At 64.5% G+C, this 18,015-nt stretch carries 16 protein-coding genes; 8 read left to right on the top strand and 8 right to left on the bottom strand.

From position 1 onward, the window contains the following. Positions 1-103 precede the first annotated feature (103 nt). Both ACVI1L_RS31290 and ACVI1L_RS31285 read right to left on the bottom strand, forming a co-directional pair. The gene (locus ACVI1L_RS31290) at positions 104-1,423 is read right to left on the bottom strand and encodes an ABC transporter substrate-binding protein (protein ID WP_057019733.1); all 1,320 of its coding nucleotides are present in this window, start codon (positions 1,421-1,423) and stop codon (positions 104-106) included. A gap of 76 nt (positions 1,424-1,499) precedes the next feature. Beyond that, complete coding sequence (locus ACVI1L_RS31285) at positions 1,500-2,567, bottom strand: ABC transporter ATP-binding protein (RefSeq protein WP_028334988.1); 1,068 nt, start codon at positions 2,565-2,567, stop codon at positions 1,500-1,502. 206 nt (positions 2,568-2,773) lie between these two features. On the opposite strand from ACVI1L_RS31285, the gene gntR reads away from it, so the two are divergent. The 4 genes from gntR (at position 2,774) to ACVI1L_RS31265 (ending at position 7,456) form a co-directional block, all read left to right on the top strand. After that, positions 2,774-3,802: an HTH-type transcriptional regulator GntR gene (gntR, locus tag ACVI1L_RS31280; protein ID WP_168855702.1), complete on the top strand. Its 1,029-nt coding sequence runs from the start codon at positions 2,774-2,776 to the stop codon at positions 3,800-3,802. A 210-nt stretch (positions 3,803-4,012) separates the two neighbouring features. Beyond that, entirely contained in the window at positions 4,013-5,851 is a 1,839-nt protein-coding gene (locus tag ACVI1L_RS31275; protein ID WP_141339954.1) for an IlvD/Edd family dehydratase, read from the top strand. A gap of 111 nt (positions 5,852-5,962) precedes the next feature. Beyond that, positions 5,963-6,697, top strand: coding sequence for an SDR family oxidoreductase (locus ACVI1L_RS31270; protein WP_057019730.1), 735 nt, complete (start codon positions 5,963-5,965; stop codon positions 6,695-6,697). 12 nt (positions 6,698-6,709) lie between these two features. After that, positions 6,710-7,456: an SDR family NAD(P)-dependent oxidoreductase gene (locus ACVI1L_RS31265; protein WP_057019729.1), complete on the top strand. Its 747-nt coding sequence runs from the start codon at positions 6,710-6,712 to the stop codon at positions 7,454-7,456. Here ACVI1L_RS31265 and ACVI1L_RS31260 read toward each other — a convergent pair. Next, the gene (locus ACVI1L_RS31260) at positions 7,453-8,313 is read right to left on the bottom strand and encodes a LysR substrate-binding domain-containing protein (protein ID WP_456785634.1); all 861 of its coding nucleotides are present in this window, start codon (positions 8,311-8,313) and stop codon (positions 7,453-7,455) included. The genes ACVI1L_RS31265 and ACVI1L_RS31260 overlap by 4 nt on opposite strands. Positions 8,314-8,418: 105 nt before the next feature. On the opposite strand from ACVI1L_RS31260, the gene ACVI1L_RS31255 reads away from it, so the two are divergent. The 4 genes from ACVI1L_RS31255 to ACVI1L_RS31240 all read left to right on the top strand — a co-directional run bounded on the left by ACVI1L_RS31255 (position 8,419) and on the right by ACVI1L_RS31240 (position 12,027). After that, positions 8,419-9,321, top strand: a complete 903-nt coding sequence (locus tag ACVI1L_RS31255; RefSeq protein WP_456784654.1) for a DMT family transporter — start codon at positions 8,419-8,421, stop codon at positions 9,319-9,321. A gap of 85 nt (positions 9,322-9,406) precedes the next feature. Further along, positions 9,407-10,087: a site-2 protease family protein gene (locus ACVI1L_RS31250; RefSeq protein WP_038384092.1), complete on the top strand. Its 681-nt coding sequence runs from the start codon at positions 9,407-9,409 to the stop codon at positions 10,085-10,087. 102 nt (positions 10,088-10,189) lie between these two features. After that, complete coding sequence (locus ACVI1L_RS31245; protein WP_057020029.1) at positions 10,190-10,597, top strand: hypothetical protein; 408 nt, start codon at positions 10,190-10,192, stop codon at positions 10,595-10,597. A gap of 194 nt (positions 10,598-10,791) precedes the next feature. Next, on the top strand, positions 10,792-12,027 hold the full coding sequence (locus ACVI1L_RS31240; protein WP_456784653.1) for an ABC transporter substrate-binding protein: 1,236 nt from the start codon (positions 10,792-10,794) through the stop codon (positions 12,025-12,027). A gap of 139 nt (positions 12,028-12,166) precedes the next feature. Here ACVI1L_RS31240 and ACVI1L_RS31235 read toward each other — a convergent pair whose 3' ends face one another. The 5 genes from ACVI1L_RS31235 to ACVI1L_RS31215 are packed head-to-tail and all read right to left on the bottom strand — an operon-like array spanning position 12,167 to position 17,765. Further along, positions 12,167-12,958: a TonB family protein gene (locus tag ACVI1L_RS31235; RefSeq protein ID WP_057019725.1), complete on the bottom strand. Its 792-nt coding sequence runs from the start codon at positions 12,956-12,958 to the stop codon at positions 12,167-12,169. Positions 12,959-12,969: 11 nt separating this feature from the next. Then, positions 12,970-13,434, bottom strand: coding sequence for a TonB system transport protein ExbD (gene exbD / locus ACVI1L_RS31230; protein WP_456784652.1), 465 nt, complete (start codon positions 13,432-13,434; stop codon positions 12,970-12,972). Between the two features lie 3 nt (positions 13,435-13,437). Beyond that, a complete protein-coding gene (gene exbB, locus ACVI1L_RS31225; protein WP_456784651.1) occupies positions 13,438-14,484 on the bottom strand; it encodes a tonB-system energizer ExbB in 1,047 nt (348 codons plus the stop codon). Between the two features lie 3 nt (positions 14,485-14,487). Further along, positions 14,488-15,177, bottom strand: a complete 690-nt coding sequence (locus ACVI1L_RS31220) for a Fe2+-dependent dioxygenase (RefSeq protein ID WP_028334318.1) — start codon at positions 15,175-15,177, stop codon at positions 14,488-14,490. 20 nt (positions 15,178-15,197) lie between these two features. Next, entirely contained in the window at positions 15,198-17,765 is a 2,568-nt protein-coding gene (locus ACVI1L_RS31215) for a TonB-dependent receptor (protein ID WP_456784650.1), read from the bottom strand. Positions 17,766-18,015: the final 250 nt, after the last annotated feature.

Here is an 18,015-nt window from a genome sequence, read left to right as displayed (position 1 = left end):
TGTCCCGATTGCTCAACGGATTGAGCATGACTACGCAATATTCCAATGATGGCATTCCAATGATGACGCGGGCGGCGGCTCTCCGCCGCCCGCGGCCATCACATCAGCGATAGATGCGCTTCAGCTGCCGTTCGGCTTCCGCCATCGCGGCCTTGCCGTCCTTGGCACCGGTGCAGTAGTTCGCGAACATGTCGACCACAATGAAGTCGGCGATCGCGGTCGCGGCCTTCTCGCCGGGCGTGCCGATGCCGGAGGCCGGCAGCGCGCGCTTCGAGGCCTGGCCGAACACCGCGTTCTTCGGATCGGCGGTCCACACCGGAGCCGAGTCGTAGGCATTGAGCGTGTGGGTGAGATAACCCCGCGCGCCCGACAGCCACTTCTCGAAATTCTCCTTCTCCAGCATGAAGGCGATGAACGCCTTTGCCGCGTTCGGATATTTGCAGAAGTTGAAGGCGAGGATCGGAACCGCGAGTTGCAATTCGGTCGGCTTGCCGATCGAGCCGACCGGCCACAATGCGTGGTCGATGTCCTCGGCGAGCTCCTTCTTGCTCGGATCGTCCTTGGCCGCGACGTAGATCGAGATGCCGTTCGAGGTCAGGAACAGCTCGCCGGACAGGAAGGCCTTGTTGTTGGAGGAGTCGTTCCAGGACGCGACACCCGGAATGAAGGTCTCCGACAGCGCCTTGGCATATTCCAGCGCCTTCATCGTCTCCGGCGAGTTTATGATGACCTTGTCGTCCTTGTCGACAGTCCAGGCGTTGTGGCCCCAGAGGATGTTGTGCACCCAGGCATTGGCGTCGCCGGTGGCGTGGCCGAGCGCGAAGCCGGCCGGCGTGTTGTTCTTCTTCAGCGCCTTGCACAGTTCGAGATAGGCCGGGAAATCGGACGGCACCTGCTTGAAGCCGGCCTTCTCGACCGCCGACTTGCGATAGGTCAAATAGCCGCCGATGGTCGCGACGGGAATGCCGAGCCAGTCATTGCCCTGCTTGCAGGTTTTGGCCGCGGCTTCGGTCCAGCCGCCATACTTGTTGCCGAGATAATCGGCAACGTCGTTCATCTTGAGAACCTTGGTCGGGAACAGCTGCGGCAGCGTGTGCAGGCCCCAGGCGAGGTCGAGACCCGAGCCGGTGTTGGCGGCGACCGAGGCCTTCGGCTGCACGTCCTCGAAGGACTCGCTGAACACGTTCATCTCGGTGCCGGTTGCCGACTTGAAGGCCGCGACCATGGCGTTGAATGCATCGTCTTCCGCGGGCACGAAGCGCTTCCAGCGCATCACGGTGAGCTTGGCGCCGGGCTCCGCCTTCCAGGGCGCGCTCTGCGCCCAGGCCTTGGCGAAGTCAAACAGCGCCGGCCCGGTGAGCATGCCGGTTGCAGCCAGCGCCGTGCCGCCCTGAAGTAGCGAGCGGCGAGTAAAATCGTGCATCGTCCTTCTCCCTATGATTGTGTTTTTGTTGTTTTTGATCTGGCCTGTTGGTCGGCCATTAAGATCGATCGGTCCGTCAGCTGTTCAGTCGCTTCCCCGTCGAATCGTCGAACAGATGGACCAGCGACGGATCCGGCTTGAGCCGAACCTTGTCGCCCGGGTTGAACAGATGGCGCTCGCGGAACACGGCGACGACCTGCTCGCCGCCGAGCTTGGCGAACACCTGGGTCTCCGACCCGGTCGGCTCGACCACCACGATCTCGGCCTCGGCGCCGTCATCGGCAATGGTGAAATGCTCGGGCCGCACGCCGTAGACCGCGGGCTGGCCGTCGGAATTGGCCGGCGCCGATTTCAGCGGCAGCTTGACGCCGTTCGGTCCCTCGAAATAGGCGGCGCCGTTCACCTTCACATTGCCCTTGAGGAAATTCATCGCCGGCGAACCGATGAAACCGGCCACGAACTGGTTCGCCGGCGTGTCATAGAGTTCGAGCGGCGAGCCCATCTGCTCGACGATGCCGTCATGCATCACGACGATCTTGTCGGCCATCGTCATGGCCTCGATCTGGTCGTGGGTGACGTAGACCGTCGTGGTCTTCAGCCGCTGGTGCAGCTCCTTGATCTCGGTGCGCATTGCAACACGCAGCTTGGCGTCGAGGTTCGACAGCGGCTCGTCGAACAGGAACACCTGGGGATCGCGCACGATGGCGCGGCCCATCGCGACGCGCTGGCGCTGGCCGCCCGAAAGCTGGCGGGGATAGCGCTCGAGCAGCGGCGTAAGCGCAAGGATTTCCGCGGCGCGCTTGACGCCGGTCGAGATCTCCTCGGGCTTGGCGCCGCGCAGCTTGAGCGAGAAGCCCATGTTGTCGGCGACCGTCATGTGCGGGTAGAGCGCGTAGTTCTGGAACACCATCGCAATGTCGCGCTCTTTGGGCTGGACATTGTTGACGACGCGGTCGCCGATCGAGATCGTGCCGGAGGTGATGTTCTCGAGCCCCGCCAGCATGCGCAGCAGGGTCGACTTGCCGCAGCCGGAGGGGCCGACCAGAACGACGAACTCGCCGTCCTCGATCGGGATCGACACGCCGTGCAGGACCTCGAAATTGCCGAACGATTTCCGCACGTCGCGAATCTGGACCGACGACATCCACTTCCCTCCCTCAAGTTCCCGACGACGTACGACGAGTGCCGCCACCGCTCTGTTTTGTTCCGGCCGCGCTGGGTGCGCGGCGCTGTTGGACTGACGTTATTGTCCGCAGTTTATCCGGTTTTGGCAATCGTTCGATTAGCAATCGCTTGGTAGCGCTGTCAATATCAGTTTGTCTGCGACGAACGTCGTGATATGAGCGGCAAATGGCCCGAAAGCGCATCACGCCAGGCAAGATCCGGCTCGCCGAAGTCGCGAAGCTCGCCGGTGTCAGTCCGATTACGGCCTCACGGTTCTTCAGGAATCCGGAAGCACTTTCGGCCGGCAAGCGCGCGCGGGTCGATAGTGCGGCAAAAGAACTCGGTTACGTGCCCAACCTCGCGGCACGCGCGCTTGCGTCGCAGCGCACCGAGGTGATCGGTGTCCTGATCCCGTCGCTGACCAACAACGTGTTCTCCGACGTGCTGCGCGGCATCTATGACGCGCTCGACGGCAGCCGCTACAGCATTCAGCTCGCCAACACCCGCTACAGCATCCTGCAGGAAGAGCGCCTGCTGCGTCTGTTTCTGGCACAGAAGCCGGCCGGGCTGATCATTACCGGCATCAACCAGACCGCCGATTCCCGCCGCATCATGGAGACGGTCGATTGTCCGATCGTCCAGATCATGGAGGTCGGTCCCTCCCCGATCGACATGATGATCGGATTCTCGCATTTTGACGCCGCAAAAGCGGCCATTGCCCACCTGCTCGCGCAGGGCTACCGGCGGATCGGCTTCCTCGGCGCGCGGATGGACCCGCGGGTGCAGCGTCGGCTCGACGGCTATCGCTCCGCGATGACCGACGCTGCGCTGTTCGATCCACAGCTTATTGTGACAACGGCGATCCCGACCTCGGTCACGCTCGGCGGGACGCTGTTTGCCGACCTGCTCGCCAAGGCGCCCGACATCGACGCCGTGTTCTGCGTCAATGACGACCTTGCGCTCGGCGCGCTGTTCGAATGCAAGCGCCGGCACGTGGCGGTGCCAGAGCAGATGGCGATCGTCGGATTCAATGACCTCGAATTCATGGCGTCGAGCGAGCCGACCTTGAGCAGCGTGCGCACCAATCGTTACGAAATGGGCAGAAACGCTGCCGTGATGGTGATCGAGACGCTGGAAGGGCGCCGGCCCGCCGAACCCGTCGTCGATCTCGGCTTCAGTGTCATGGAACGGCAAAGCTCGGCGCGACGCAATTGACGTCGCCCGGCAGCTGCCTGTCATAAGGGACGCGAAAAATGATAAAATGATAGCGCTAGCAAGACCCTTCAACTAAGGTCCAATCCATCACACGAAACACCTGTGCGTGATCGGTCGGGTTTGTAATGCACGACGATTTGCGCAAGGTAGAAACGACCTTGAACCAGAGCCCTTGAATGGGCCCACAAGTTTGCATTGCGGGAGAAACCAATGACAAAACCCCCCACCAACGGGCACGACGCCGCAGGCGCGACCAGCAAGGGCAAGGGCCGCAGGCTCCGCTCCCAGGAATGGTTCGACAACCCGCACAATCCGGGCATGACCGCGCTCTATCTCGAGCGCTATCTCAATTACGGCCTGACGCGAGAGGAATTGCAGTCGGGTAAGCCGATCATCGGCATCGCGCAGACCGGCAACGACCTCTCGCCCTGCAATCGGCATCACCTCGAGCTCGCACACCGCGTCCGCGAGGGCATCCGCGCCGCCGGCGGCATCGCGATGGAGTTTCCGACCCATCCGATCCAGGAGACCGGCAAGCGCCCGACTGCGGCGCTCGACCGCAACCTCGCCTATCTCGGCCTGGTCGAGGTGCTGTTCGGCTATCCGCTCGACGGCGTGGTGCTGACCACCGGCTGCGACAAGACCACGCCGGCCTGCATGATGGCGGCGGCGACCGTCAACCTGCCGGCGATCGTGCTGTCGGGCGGCCCGATGCTGAACGGCTGGCACGAGGGCCAGCGCACCGGCTCCGGCACCGTGGTGTGGAAGGCGCGCGAACGGCTCGCCGCCGGCGAGATCGACTATGAGCAATTCATCGAGATCGTGGCCTCCTCGGCCCCCTCGGTCGGCCACTGCAACACGATGGGCACCGCCTCCACCATGAACTCGCTCGCGGAAGCGCTCGGCTTCTCGCTGCCGGGCTGCGCGGCGATCCCGGCGCCGTATCGCGAGCGCGGCCAGATCGCCTACGAGACCGGCAAGCGCATCGTCGACATGGTCTGGGAGGATTTGAAGCCGTCGGACTTCCTGACGCGCGAGGCGTTCGAGAACTGCATCGTGGTCAACTCCGCGATCGGCGGCTCGACCAATGCGCCGATCCACATCAATGCGCTGGCGCGCCATGTCGGCGTCGAGCTGTCGATCGACGACTGGCAGAAATACGGCCATGACGTCCCGCTGCTGGTGAACATGCAGCCGGCCGGCTTCTATCTCGGCGAGGAATATCACCGCGCCGGCGGCGTGCCCTCGGTGGTACGCGAGCTGATCAAGCACAAGCGCATCCACGAAGGCGCCCTCACCGTCAACGGCCGCACCATGGGCGAGAACTGCAAGGAAGCACCTGCGCCCGACGGCGACGTGATCTGGGGCTACGACAAGCCGCTGGTGAAGGACGCCGGCTTCATCGTGCTGCGCGGCAATCTCTTTGATTCCGCGATCATGAAGACCAGCGTGATCTCGAAGGAATTCCGCGACCGCTATCTGTCCAACCCGAAGGACCTCAATGCCTTCGAGGGCCGCGCCATCGTGTTCGAGGGGCCGGAGGATTATCACAACCGTATCGAGGATCCCGCGCTCGACATCGATGAGCACTGCGTCCTGTTCGTCCGCGGCACCGGCCCGATCGGCTATCCCGGCGGCGCCGAGGTGGTGAACATGCAGCCGCCCGCCGCGCTGATCAAACGCGGCATCCTGTCCCTGCCCTGCATCGGCGACGGAAGGCAGTCCGGCACCTCGGGCTCGCCCTCGATCCTCAACGCCTCGCCCGAGGCCGCCGCCGATGGCGGGCTCGCAATCCTGAGGACCGGCGACAAGGTGCGCATCGACCTCAACAAGGGCAGCGCCAACATCATGATCTCGGAGGATGAGCTGCGCACCCGCCGCGCCGAGCTGAAGGCTAAGGGCGGCTTCCCGCATCCGGCCAACCAGACGCCGTGGCAGGAGCTCTACCGCAAGACCGTCGGCCAGCACGCGACCGGCGCTTGTCTCGAGCTCGCGACGCGCTACCACGACATCGCCGGCAAGGTCGGCGTGGCGCGCGACAATCACTAGGACGCAAACCGTCATTGCCGGGCGCGGCCCGGCAATCCATCGTTCTTCGAAAGATGGATGCGCGGGTCAAGCCCGCGCATGGCTGCCAATCGCCAAAGAAGGAAGAAACGCATGTCAGACCGCCTGAAGGGCAAACGCGCATTCGTAACCGCAGCGGCCGTCGGCATCGGCCGCGCCTGCGCGCTGGCCTTTGCCCGCGAGGGCGCGACCGTGTTCGCGACCGATATCGACGAAGGCAAGCTTGCGCTGCTCAGGCAGGAAGGCGCCGCCGAGGTTGCGAAGCTCGACGTGCGCGACACCGCAGCGGTCGAGGCAATCGCAAAGCGCGCCGGCAAGACCGACATCCTGCTCAATGCCGCGGGCTTCGTGCATCACGGCACGGTGCTGGAGTGTTCGGACGACGACTGGGACTTCTCCTTCGACCTCAACGTCAAGTCGATGCACCGCACCACGCGCGCTTTCCTGCCGGGCATGCTGGCGCAGGGCGGCGGTGCCATCGTCAACATCGCCTCCGCCGCCGGCGCGGTGAAGGCGGCGCCGAACCGCTACGTGTATAGCGCCACCAAGGCCGCGGTCGCGGCACTGACGCGCTCGGTCGCGGCCGACTTCATCACCAAGGGCATCCGCTGCAACTGCATCTGCCCCGGCACCATCGAGACGCCTTCGATGCTTGAGCGTGCGGCGGCTGCCGGCCCGCAGGGACGCGAGATGTTCGTTGCGCGCCAGCCGATGGGCCGGCTCGGCACCGCCGAGGAAATCGCCGCGCTCGCCGTCTATCTCGCCAGCGACGAAAGCTCGTTCACCACAGGCGTCGCCCATGTCATCGACGGCGGCTGGACGCTTTAATCGGGAGGCAGCATGAACAAGATCGATCTCAACGGCCGCTGTGCCGTCGTCACCGGCGGCGCGCAGGGATTTGGCCGCGCCATCACCGAGCGCTTTGTCGCGTCGGGCGCCAAGGTCGCGATCTGGGATTTCGACCAGCCGCTGGCCGAGAAGACCGCGCGGGCGATCGGCGAGAACGTGATCGCGATCAAGACCGACGTCACCAATCCCGACGCGGTCGACGCCGCGCGCGATCAAACTCTGCGGGCGTTCGGCAAGATCGACATTCTCGTCAACAACGCCGGTATCACCGGAGCCAACAAGCCGGTATGGGAAACCGATCTCGACGACTGGCGCAGGGTGATGCGCATCAATCTCGAGGGTCCCTTCATCTGCTGCAGGGCGATCGTGCCGACTATGATCGGCCAGAAATATGGTCGCATCGTCAACATCGCCTCGATCGCCGGCAAGGAAGGCAATCCAAACGCCGCGCATTATTCGTCGTCGAAGGCGGGCCTGATCGCGCTCACCAAATCGCTCGGCAAGGAGCTCGCGCAGCACGACATCCTGGTCAATGCGGTGACGCCGGCCGCGGCGAAGACCGCGATCTTCGACCAGATGACCCAGCAGCACATCGATTTCATGCTGTCGAAGATCCCGAAGGCCCGCTTCGTGCAGGTCGAGGAACTCGCTTCAATGGTGGCATGGCTGGCGTCGGAAGACTGCGCCTTCTCCACCGGCGCGGTGTTCGACATCTCCGGCGGCCGCGCGACCTATTAACTCGCCGCCCGCCTCGCCGGCTGCCGCAGCGCCGCGACGAGATGATCGGCCAGGAGTGATGCCGCGTGCGACAGTTTTTGCGCGCGATGCAGCCGGATCTCGGCCCGCGGCAGCCGCGGCATACCATCGCGCGCGGTCAGCCGACGCAGCGTCGGCGGAAATGTCCCCGACTTGACCACGGTCACGGCGAGGCCCTGCGCCGCGATCGCCTCGACCGCGGACAGGCTGTGGCTGACAAAGGCGAGCCGCCACGGCCGGTTCGCCTGGTCCAGCGCCTGCATCGCCCAGCTCCGGAACAGGCAGCCCTGCGGATAGAGCGCGACCGGCAGCGGATCGAGCTCCTCGACGCGATGCGCAGCGCTCGCGGCCCACACCGCCTGCTCGGTGCGCAGCAACTCGCCCTCGCCGCGTCCCTCGGGGTGCATCGCGATCACGAGGTCATAGGCTTCGCCGAGCCGATCGATCATTGTCGACGTCAGCCCGGTCTCCATCTCGACATGGATCAGCGGATAGCTGGCGATGAAGTCCTTGAGCAGCGGCGGGACGAGCATCGTCCCATAGTCGTCCATCACGCCGAGGCGAACCCGTCCATCCGTGCCATGCTCGCGCACCCGGCCGACCGCCTCCGCGTTGAGGCTCAGGATGCGGCGGGCATAACCGAGCAATCCCTCGCCGGCTGCACTCAGGTCGACACTGGACGTGCTGCGGTGAAACAGTTCGGCCTGCAGCCGCTCTTCCAGCCGCTTCACCTGCATGCTGACGGCGGATTGGGTCCGGTTCAGCGCCGAGGCCGCGCGGGTGAAGGAGCGATGCTCCGCCACCGCGACAAAGGCCTGCAGAAGATCCGGGTCCAGTATGGGCGCACCTCATAACGATCTGTGATTTAGTCAATCACATCTATTCCATTCCCTGATTATGTCCCCTTCCCTAGATTGCGCAAGCAAAACCGAGGGGCGAACGGAATGGGCGAGATCTGGGGGGTATTGGCGGCGGTGGCCTCGAGCGCGCTCGGCGGCACTTCGATCGGGGCGACGCGGTTTCTGGTCGGCGCCATCGACCCGCTGGTGATCGGCGCGTTCCGCTTCGGCATCGGCGTCCTGCTGCTGCTGCCGCTGGCACTGCTGCAACGCCGGAACTGGCCGACGCGGCACGATTGGCTCGGCGTTGCCGGCCTCGGCCTGCTGTTCTTTGCGGCGTTTCCGGTCCTGTTCAATGCCTCATTGATCTTCACCACCGCCGCGCGCGGCGCACTCGCGCTGTCGACACTGCCGCTGTTGACCATGCTGGTCGGCGCGGTGCTGGGCGCCGAAGCGCTCACCGCGCGCAAGACCGCAGGCGTCCTGATCACCATCCTCGGCGTCTCGATGGCGCTGCTCTCCGGCCTCGCCACGGCGCCGCCTGGTGCCTGGCGCGGCGACCTCTTGATGATCGCAGCCGCGCTGTGCATGGCGCTCTACAGCATCTGGTCAAAACCCTATATCCGCCGCTCCGGCCCGATCCCCTTCACCACGCTCGCGATGGCCGCCGGGGCGGTGGTGCTCATTGTCGCCTCGCTGCTGCGCGGCAGTTTTGCGCCGGTTGCCGATTTCGGCGCGCCGCAATGGTCCGGCGCGATCTATCTCGGCGCCTTCGGCGCTGCGCTTACCTTCTATCTCTGGGCCTTCGCGCTGGAGCGGACGACGCCGACCCGGGTGGCGATCTCGGTCACCGTCAATCCGATCGCGGCATCGCTGGTCGGCGCAGCCCTGCTCGGCGAGCCGCTGAGCTGGAATCTGGTGGCCGGCATCGTCACCGTGTTCGCCGGCATCTGGATCGCGACCACCCAGCCGCCTCTGGCGCACGCGGTCGCCCCCGACATGCGCTGACCTGCGGCAACGCTCGCCAGCAAGGCCTTCCGCGAATCCGTGCTAGCCTGAGGTCCGGTCCCAGCGAACCCGAGGCGGCAGGCCATTGAACATCTCCCTCTATGACATCTCCGTCTGGGTATTGCCGGTCGTCATTGCGATCACGTTTCACGAAGCCGCGCACGGCTTCGTCGCTCATCGGCTCGGCGACGACACCGCCTGGCAGCTCGGCCGCGTCAGCTTCAACCCGCTGAAGCACATCGATCCGTTCGGCACGCTGATCCTGCCTGCAGTGCTGCTGTTCGCGCATTCGCCGTTCCTGTTCGGCTACGCCAAGCCGGTGCCGGTGAACTTCCGCAAGCTCAATCATCCCAAGCTCGACATGGTGTGGGTGGCGCTGGCCGGCCCGGCCACCAACATCATCCTGGCGATCGCCGCGGCGCTGGCATTCCACGCGCTGCCATTGGTGCCGGCCGATGCCGCAAAATGGACCGCGGACAATCTGAAAAACGCCTTCCTGATCAATATCGTGCTCGCGATCTTCAACATGATGCCGATCCCGCCGCTGGACGGCGGCCGGGTCGCGGTCGGGCTGTTGCCAAGGCCGCTGGCGATCCCGCTCGCCCGGCTGGAGCCCTACGGCATGCTGATCCTGATCGGGCTGTTGATCCTGCTGCCGGTGATTGGCCAGCAAGTCGGCCTAAATCTTGATGTTATTTCAACGATACTGCGAACTCTGACCGGCTATGTAATCAACGCCCTTCTCCTCATTACCGGAAACACATAGCCTTGATCTGCGCACGACCCGACCGAAAACCGGTAGCCATTTTTCCGGGTCGCGCGTTGAGGACAGGAACGCTTCGAGGCCATGGTGATCAAAGCTGCCGATATGCTGATTGCACGACGCGCCGACACCCGAGCGCGGGCCGACTTTGCGACCTGGAAGATGATGGCCAAGCTGAACGGCGCCTCCGCCTTGCCGCCTGAGGCGCAGAATTTCCTGGCCATTTACAACAAGCTGCTGGGACAGATGAGCGAAGCCGACGCCGGCGAGGCGACCATCCAGGAGATGTACCGCACCTACTATGTCGAGATGGGCGGCGCCGGCAAAGCGCCGGAGGTTCCGGCGCGCGCGCGCGAGCCGGTCGCCGACAATGGCAACGTCACGACGTTCCGCCGCCTGCCCCCCAAGAAGACGAGCACCTCCGACCCGAACGCCAAGCGTTCGATGCCGGTGGCACTGATCTTCGCCTGCCTCGTCGTGGTCTACGTCGCGATCCGGTACTACTGGAAATAGCGCCGTCCGCGCTTCACCCTATCCGCGTCCGATGATCGAACTCCGCGCACCGCGGCATCCCGTCGCGCGTCACCGGCTGCGCAATCGCCGCGGCGCGGAATATAGCGCACGATGAAACGCGCCGGCGCTCTAGGCGATGCACCCGATGCCGGGCATAATCCGGAACTCAAAAGCAAAATCATACTGGAGGGAAGATGAAGCGTTCCATTGCAGCCTCGGTCACGACGGCCTTGGTCATGGCCACGAGTCTTGCGTTCTGCGGCGGTGCGTCGGCGCAGACGATGGACAAGGTCGCCAAGGTCGGCGCGCTCGGCGATCAGTCCGGCCTCTATCAGGATATCGGCGGTCCCGGCTCGACGGTGGCGGCGCAGATGGCGATCGAGGATTCCGGGCTGCTGGCGAAGGGCTGGAAGATCGATCTGATCTCGGCCGATCACCAGAACAAGCCCGATGTCGCGGTCAATATCGGCAAGCAGTGGATCGACGTCGAGAAGGTCGACGTGTTCGTCGATCTCGCGGCCTCCAATGTCGGGCTCGCGATTGCCAACCTTTCGAAGGAGAAGAACGTCGTCAACCTGAACTCGGGCTCCGCCTCGTCCGATCTCACTGGCGCGCAGTGTTCGCCGAACACGGTGCACTGGGTCTATGACACCTACATGCTCGCCAACGGCACCGGCAAGGCGCTGGTCAAATCCGGCGGCGACACCTGGTTCTTCCTCACCGCGGACTATGCGTTCGGCCAGGCGCTCGAGCGCGACACCTCGGCGGTGGTCACCGCGAATGGCGGCAAGGTGCTCGGCAGCGTCAAGCATCCGCTCAACAATGCCGACTTCTCGTCCTTCCTGCTGCAGGCGCAAAGCTCGAAGGCCAAGATCGTCGGGCTCGCTAACGCCGGCGGCGACACCACCAACGCGATCAAGCAGGCCGCGGAATTCGGCATCGTCTCGGGCGGCCAGCGGCTTGCCGGCATGCTGCTGTTCATCACCGACATCAACGCGCTCGGCCTCAACGTCGCGCAGGGGCTGAACTTCACCGAGACGTTCTACTGGGACATGAACGACCAGACCCGCGCCTTCTCCAAGCGCTTCATGGAGCGCTTCAAGAAGAACCCGCCGACCATGGTGCAGGCCGGCGTCTATTCCTCGCTGATCCACTATTTCAAGGCGCTGGAAGCGCTCGGCGGCAATCCGCATGACGGTCGCGCCGTGGTCGCCAAGATGAAGGAGATGCCGACCGACGATCCCCTGTTCGGCAAGGGCTCGATCCGCGTCGACGGCCGCAAGATCCACCCCGCCTATCTGTTCGAGGTGAAGAAGCCGTCGGACGCGAAATATCCGTGGGACTATTACAAGCTGGTCGCCACCATCCCCGCGGACGAGGCCTTCCTCCCGCTCGAGAAGAGCGTCTGCCCGCTGGTGAAGAAGAGCTGAGGCAACGTCGTTCCGGGCCGCGTGAAACGGCGAACCAGGAATCGACCAGCGGCACATTCAATGGAGAAATGGATTCCGGGTTCGCGACTTGTCGCGCCCCGCAATGACGCCGGGTCTGATCGCAGCCAGCCGCGGCGCGCTACTTCTTCGGCTTGTTGTAATTGACGTCGAGGCTGAACGAGAACTGATCGTCGGTCAGGTCGGCCGGCGGCGCCGGGACCGGATCGGACCGGTGGACCATCGAGATCGCCGCGTCGTCAAAGGCGGCATCTCCGGACGATTCCAGCACGGCAACCGACAGCACCTTGCCCAGACGATTCAGCACCAGGGCGACCTTCACCTTGGCCTCCTTGGCCTTGCCCTTCTCCGGGAATTTCTTGTGCAGGTCGAGATAGGCGCTGATCTTCTTGCCCCACTTGGCGGTCAGCAGCAGCTTGTCCTTGCCGATGCCTGGGTTGGGTGCCTTGGTGGTTTCCGACTGACGCGCGTCCTCCAGCTTGGTCGGCGCGGCCGCCTCCGAGGCCTGCTGCGCTTCCTGCGCGTTGGTCTCGACCTTGGCGACCTTGGCCTCCTCCTCCTTCTGCTTCTTGGCAGTGTCTTCCGTCACGATGCGATCGGGGTCGTCGGACTCCACCGGCTTTTCCTGAGGCAGGTCGGTGTCCTTCACCTCGGCCTTCTGTTGCGCCATTTCCTGCACGGCCTGCTGCTCGTCAGCCGGCGCGCCCGGCGGTGCCGCATCGTCGGGCACATCCGCCGAGGCGAGCTCGACGGCGTATTCCGCGCCGGCAGCGCCGAGCCCCTCGCCATCGTCGCCGCGCAAATTGGTCAGCGCCAGCGCGGCGCCGCCCAGATGCAGCCCGACCGCCGTCACGGCAGCGATCACCCAGAGCCGCTTCGAGGTCCGCAGGTCGAGATCGGGGTTGGTGGACATCGCGTTCGCCGTCAGGGTTTGGCAGGATCGGCCTGCGCCGCCGCGGGCGCTCCCGGAACGCCCTCGAGCGCGACCAGCTTCACGTGCGTGTAGCCGCCGGCGCGCAGCAGCTCCATCACGCCCATCAGCTCGCCATAGGGTACCATCCGATCGGCCCGCAGGAACACGTATTTGTCCCGGCTCATGTCGGGCACGGCATCCAGCGAATTGACCAGGTCGACGCGCTTCACCGCGTTCTCCCCGATCGCCAGCGTCAGATCGGGCTTGATGCTGAGATAGGTCGGCTTGTCCGGCTTCTTCTGCGGCGTCGCGCTGGAGGTCGGCAGATCGATCGGAAGATCGACGGTCGAAAGCGGTGCCGCCACCATGAAGATGATCAGCAGCACCAGCATGACGTCGATGAACGGCGTGACGTTGATCTCGTGGGATTCCGCGAAATCGTCGTCGGCATCGTTCTCGGAGATCGAGACTGCCATCGCCTACTCCGCCGCCGCGGCGCGCGCATGCGCGTTGCGCGGAACGTCGCCATGGGTGCGGTCGAGATCGCGCGACAACAGCCGTCCTGCGGCACCCGAGGCGCGGTTGACCAACTCGAGATAGACCTTCGTGACGCGCGAGAAATGGTTGTAGATGATGACCGCGGGGATCGCCGCGACGAGGCCGATCGCGGTCGCGAGCAGCGCTTCCGCGATGCCCGGCGCCACCACGGCAAGGTTGGTCGTCTGCGACTTCGAAATGCCGATGAAGCTGTTCATGATGCCCCAGACGGTGCCGAACAGGCCGACGAAGGGCGACGTCGCGCCGATCGTCGCGAGCAGGCCCATGCCGATGCGGATCTTGCGGGCTTCGGCGCGCACGATCTCGGCGAAGCTCGACGCCGCGCGCTCCTTGACGCCGCTGTCGCTCGAGATGCCCGCCGACAGGCGCCCCTCGCGCATCGCAGCAGCGATGAACGACGACAGCACGCTGCCCTTGGCGCCGAGCGCGAACTGCGCTTCGGCCAGCGAGCGCGATTCAGCGATCTTGGCCAGCGCGCCACGCAGCTTACGCTGCGCTACCGTCAGCTCGACCATCTTGGCGATGAACACCGTCCACGTGACGAGCGACGCGAATGCCAGACCGAGCATCACCGCCTTCACGATGATGTCGGCGTTCAAGAACATATTCCACGGCGACAATTCGTGCAGGCCGGTCGACGTCGACTTCAGCGACTTGCCGTCGCCGCTCGCGGGCGCGGCCAGGGACGCCTCGTTCGCCGTCGGAGCCGGAGCCGCCGCGGCAGGGGCCGGCGCGGCCTGTGCCTGCGGCGCCGCTTGTGCCGGCTGGGCGGCCACCGGCGCGGCCTGGGCAGCCGCCGCAGGCTGGGCTGCCGCCGGCTGGGCCGCGGGTACGGGCTGAGGCCGGGTCACGGGTGCGGGCTGCGCTACAGGCGCCGTTTGCTGCTGCGCCGAAGACGGCGCGGCCAGCATCAGCATCGCCAGCGAGGCGATCATGGCGGATGCAGCGGGGAACTTGAATGTCATCATTAGTTACACTTCAGCCCAGTGACGGATCAGGTTGTGATAAATCCCGGTCAATTTGACCGTTTCGGGGTCATCGCGCCCCAGCCGCTCCACCAGAGCCTGGATCGCGGTATCGAGATCAAAGATCAGGCTGCGCGCGTGTGCATCCCGTACCATGCTCTGCAGCCAGAAAAAAGACGCTACCCGCGTCCCCCGCGTGACCGGCGTGACCAGATGCAAACTGGAAGCAGGATAAACTACCAGATCGCCCGCCGGCAGCTTGATTTCATGGGATCCGTAGAGGTCTTCGATGACGAGCTCGCCGCCGTCGTAGTCCTCCGGCTCCGATAAAAACAGCGTGACCGAGAGGTCGGTGCGGATCCTCATGCCGGTCAGCCTGTCGCCGCGCACCGCATTGTCGACGTGCAGGCCGAAATGGTGCCCGTCGCTGGCGGCATAGCGGTTGAACAAGGGTGGAAAGATTCTAAGCGGGATCGCCGCCGAGATGAAGCGCGGGCTCGCCGACAGCGCCGACAGGATGCGGTTGCCGAGCTGCCGCGCGACCTCGCTGTCGGGCGGCAGCTGCTCGTTGCGCTTGACCATCGCGGACGCGGCGCCGGCGGTCGAGCGGCCGTCCTCCCATTCGGCTTGCGCCATGATGCGGCGGAAGTCCGCCACATCAGCCTTGCTCAATACGTTGGGAACACAGACCAGCATCTCGTGCCGCGAAGCCTCCGTCAGTAACGCGCAGAAACAACCAGATACGCGGCGCGTCCCGGCGCTTCGAGCACGAACGGCGCCGCGCTCTGGTACAGCGCGTCGTAGTAGCGCTTGTCGAAGATGTTGTTGACGAACAGCTTCATGGTCCAGTGCTTGTCGATCTTCGCTTCGGCAAAGGCGTCGAAGCGCCAGTAGCTCGGGATCGAGGTACCCTGGTTGGCCGCGAGCAGCGTGCCGCCATAGACCTTCGAGCGATACACCGCCTGCCCGCCAAGCTCCCACATGTCGGTGAGCTGGTACTTGGTCAGCATGCTGAACGACTGATGCGCGACGTTGGCGAGCGGCAGTCCGACATTGCTGGAATACAGGATGGTGTTGGCCGGCGGCGCGAGCGACCTCGTCACTGCCGACTGCATCAGCACGAGACCGCCGAACACACTCCATTTGTCGGTGATCTTGCCGCCGACGCCGAAATCGATGCCGCGGATGCGGTAGGCCGCGCCCGCGGTGATGCAGGAGATATTGCCGGTCGTCCCGGTCGGATAGGAGCAGCCGAGCGCCGCGGCCGCGGTTGCGTTGTTCACGTTCTGCGATTCGCGCGCATTTTCCTTCTCGGTCTGGAACAGCGCCGCCGTCACCAGCAGATGACGATCGAACAATTCCCACTTGGTGCCGACTTCGATCGCCTTGTTCTTTTCCGGCCCGAAGATCTGGGTATTGCCGCCGTTCAACACCGGAGACAGGCCGCCATACGCAGTGCTGGTACCGTCGAACTCGGCGCCGACAGGGTTCGACGAGGTCGCATAGGCCGCATAGACGCTGCCGTTCGGCAGCGGCTTCAAGGTAAGGCCGAGGTTGAAGTTCGGCATCCCGAAGTCAGCCGACTGACTGCCGAATGTGGTCCTATTGCCCGACGTCAGATATCCTGACGTGTTGATCTTGTAGTCGTCGTAGCGGATGCCGCCATTGAGGATCACGAAGTCATTGTAGTTCGCGGTATCCATGATGTAGCCGCTGGTGGTGTCGATCCCGATCTTGGTCGGCATCCCGGACAACCCCGACGGAATCGGGAACGGAATGTTGGTGTATTGCGGATTGAACACGCTGACGCCGGAGAGCGATCCGCTTCCCGTGAAAGCCGATGTGCCGGTCGTTATTTCCGAGCTCAGGCCGAGATATCTGTCGATCGAGGACCGCTCGTTGTCGTATTCGACGCCGGCCGTCGTCGTGTGCTTGAAGCCGAGGCCGTCGACCGATTTGTAGGTCGCCTCGGTCTGGTTGGCGAACACGTCCGTGACCTGGTAGCGGCTTTGCGGATTGGCGCTCAGCGTATACGCCGTGAACGGAGCGCCGGCGGCCAGCGTCGGCGCTTCCGGCAGCGTGCCGATGTAGTTCTGGGTCGAACGCGATTCCCGGATCTTGTTGCTGACCACGAGGTCCGGCGTGATCTGCACCTCGGCATTGATCGTGCCGATGTCCTGCCCGGTCCTGAAGAAGTCGCGGTTGACGAAGCCGTAGAAATTGTTGCGGTTGACGCCGAAATCCGGGAACGGACCGCCGGCCGTGCTCGCGGTGCTCGGCCGATAGTACGGCACGCCGAAATCCGGGATGCCGGTGAGCTCGGTGTGGATGTAGTTGCCGGTGATCTTCACCGCGTCGACCGGCTTCCACGTGCCGGCGACGAACGCGCCGTTGCGGTCGTCGGTGACATAGCTGCGGCCGGCGACGCCGGCATCCTGGAACAGGCCGCCGGCGCGGATCGCCAGTGTCGGGCTGATCACCTGGTTGACATCGAGCGTCACGCGCTTGGTGCGATCGGTGCCGAACGTGGTGTCCATGTTGTAGAAGCTGTTCTGCGTCGTCGCCTGTTTGGTGACGATGTTGATCGCGCCGCCGGTGGTGCCGCGGCCGGCAAAGGACGAGCCCGGGCCGCGCAGGATCTCGACCTGCTCGGTGAAGAAGTTCTCGCGGACGCTGACGCCGGAGTCGCGCACGCCGTCGATGAAGATGTCGTTGCGCGCATCGAAACCGCGGATGAAGAAGCGGTCGCCGAAGGCATTGCCGCCCTCGCCCGTGCCGAGCGTGACGCCGGCCGTCGACAGGATCGCCGACTTCAGCGAGGTGGCGTTCTTGTCTTCGAGCACGTCCTTGGTCAGCACCGTGACCGATTTCGGCGTGTTCAGGATCGGCTCGGGATATTTCCCGGACGACTGCAAACGGTCGCCCTTGTACGGCGCGGCCGGATCCGCGTACGGATCGCGGTCGGCGGGAAGACCGCCGGCGTTGGGAAATGGCACCGGCGCCTGCTGTGCCTGCTGGTTGTTACGTCGCGCGGCGCGGCGCAGCGCGTTGCGGGCGCGGACCTGGTCCGCAGTGGGCCTTGACGTCACGGGCCGCGGGCGAGCGACCGGGGCATCGACGTTCACCGGCGGCAGGTTGGATTGCTGCGCTTCGGCCCCCGAAAACGACGCCACCGCGATCAGGCTCGCGACTGCGGAGACCTTCGTGGCGGAATAACCGGTGTCATCAGCCGAACCGATCGCTGCATCGAAGCGCAGCGATCTCGGCGCCTTCACATTGCTCATGTCTTGCTCGCCCCAGAAAAATCAGCTCGTTCGCGAAATGAAGCTGCGACGAACTGTCTCCATCGGTTATCGAGCGTGACCTTTTTTATCAATGCGGTGAGCGCAACAGTCGGCTTGAATCGCCCCAATTCAAAGCGATTCTAATCTACGGTTTGAAATCGTTCTAAAGTAAAGTTTTTAAGCGTTCTAATAATCGTTCTAAATCAGAGCTGCCCGTCATTGATCGCCGCTTGCGGGCGCTGTCCATGCG

It is taken from the genome of Bradyrhizobium sp. USDA 4516, assembly GCF_054055915.1.
Note: the sequence above shows the minus strand (reverse complement) of the source record. Positions and strands in the feature narration are given on the sequence as shown.

What these genes read in the sequence shown, in the direction of transcription:
- ACVI1L_RS31270 (WP_057019730.1), top strand. Translation starts at nt 5,963, where the DNA reads ATGTCAGACCGCCTGAAGGGCAAACGCGCATTCGTAACCGCAGCGGCC.
- exbB (WP_456784651.1), bottom strand. Translation starts at nt 14,484, where the DNA reads ATGATGACATTCAAGTTCCCCGCTGCATCCGCCATGATCGCCTCGCTG.
- ACVI1L_RS31215 (WP_456784650.1), bottom strand. Translation starts at nt 17,765, where the DNA reads ATGAGCAATGTGAAGGCGCCGAGATCGCTGCGCTTCGATGCAGCGATC.
- ACVI1L_RS31290 (WP_057019733.1), bottom strand. Translation starts at nt 1,423, where the DNA reads ATGCACGATTTTACTCGCCGCTCGCTACTTCAGGGCGGCACGGCGCTG.
- ACVI1L_RS31255 (WP_456784654.1), top strand. Translation starts at nt 8,419, where the DNA reads ATGGGCGAGATCTGGGGGGTATTGGCGGCGGTGGCCTCGAGCGCGCTC.
- ACVI1L_RS31245 (WP_057020029.1), top strand. Translation starts at nt 10,190, where the DNA reads ATGCTGATTGCACGACGCGCCGACACCCGAGCGCGGGCCGACTTTGCG.
- ACVI1L_RS31235 (WP_057019725.1), bottom strand. Translation starts at nt 12,958, where the DNA reads ATGTCCACCAACCCCGATCTCGACCTGCGGACCTCGAAGCGGCTCTGG.
- ACVI1L_RS31275 (WP_141339954.1), top strand. Translation starts at nt 4,013, where the DNA reads ATGACAAAACCCCCCACCAACGGGCACGACGCCGCAGGCGCGACCAGC.
- ACVI1L_RS31265 (WP_057019729.1), top strand. Translation starts at nt 6,710, where the DNA reads ATGAACAAGATCGATCTCAACGGCCGCTGTGCCGTCGTCACCGGCGGC.
- ACVI1L_RS31240 (WP_456784653.1), top strand. Translation starts at nt 10,792, where the DNA reads ATGAAGCGTTCCATTGCAGCCTCGGTCACGACGGCCTTGGTCATGGCC.
- exbD (WP_456784652.1), bottom strand. Translation starts at nt 13,434, where the DNA reads ATGGCAGTCTCGATCTCCGAGAACGATGCCGACGACGATTTCGCGGAA.
- ACVI1L_RS31285 (WP_028334988.1), bottom strand. Translation starts at nt 2,567, where the DNA reads ATGTCGTCGGTCCAGATTCGCGACGTGCGGAAATCGTTCGGCAATTTC.
- gntR (WP_168855702.1), top strand. Translation starts at nt 2,774, where the DNA reads ATGGCCCGAAAGCGCATCACGCCAGGCAAGATCCGGCTCGCCGAAGTC.
- ACVI1L_RS31220 (WP_028334318.1), bottom strand. Translation starts at nt 15,177, where the DNA reads ATGCTGGTCTGTGTTCCCAACGTATTGAGCAAGGCTGATGTGGCGGAC.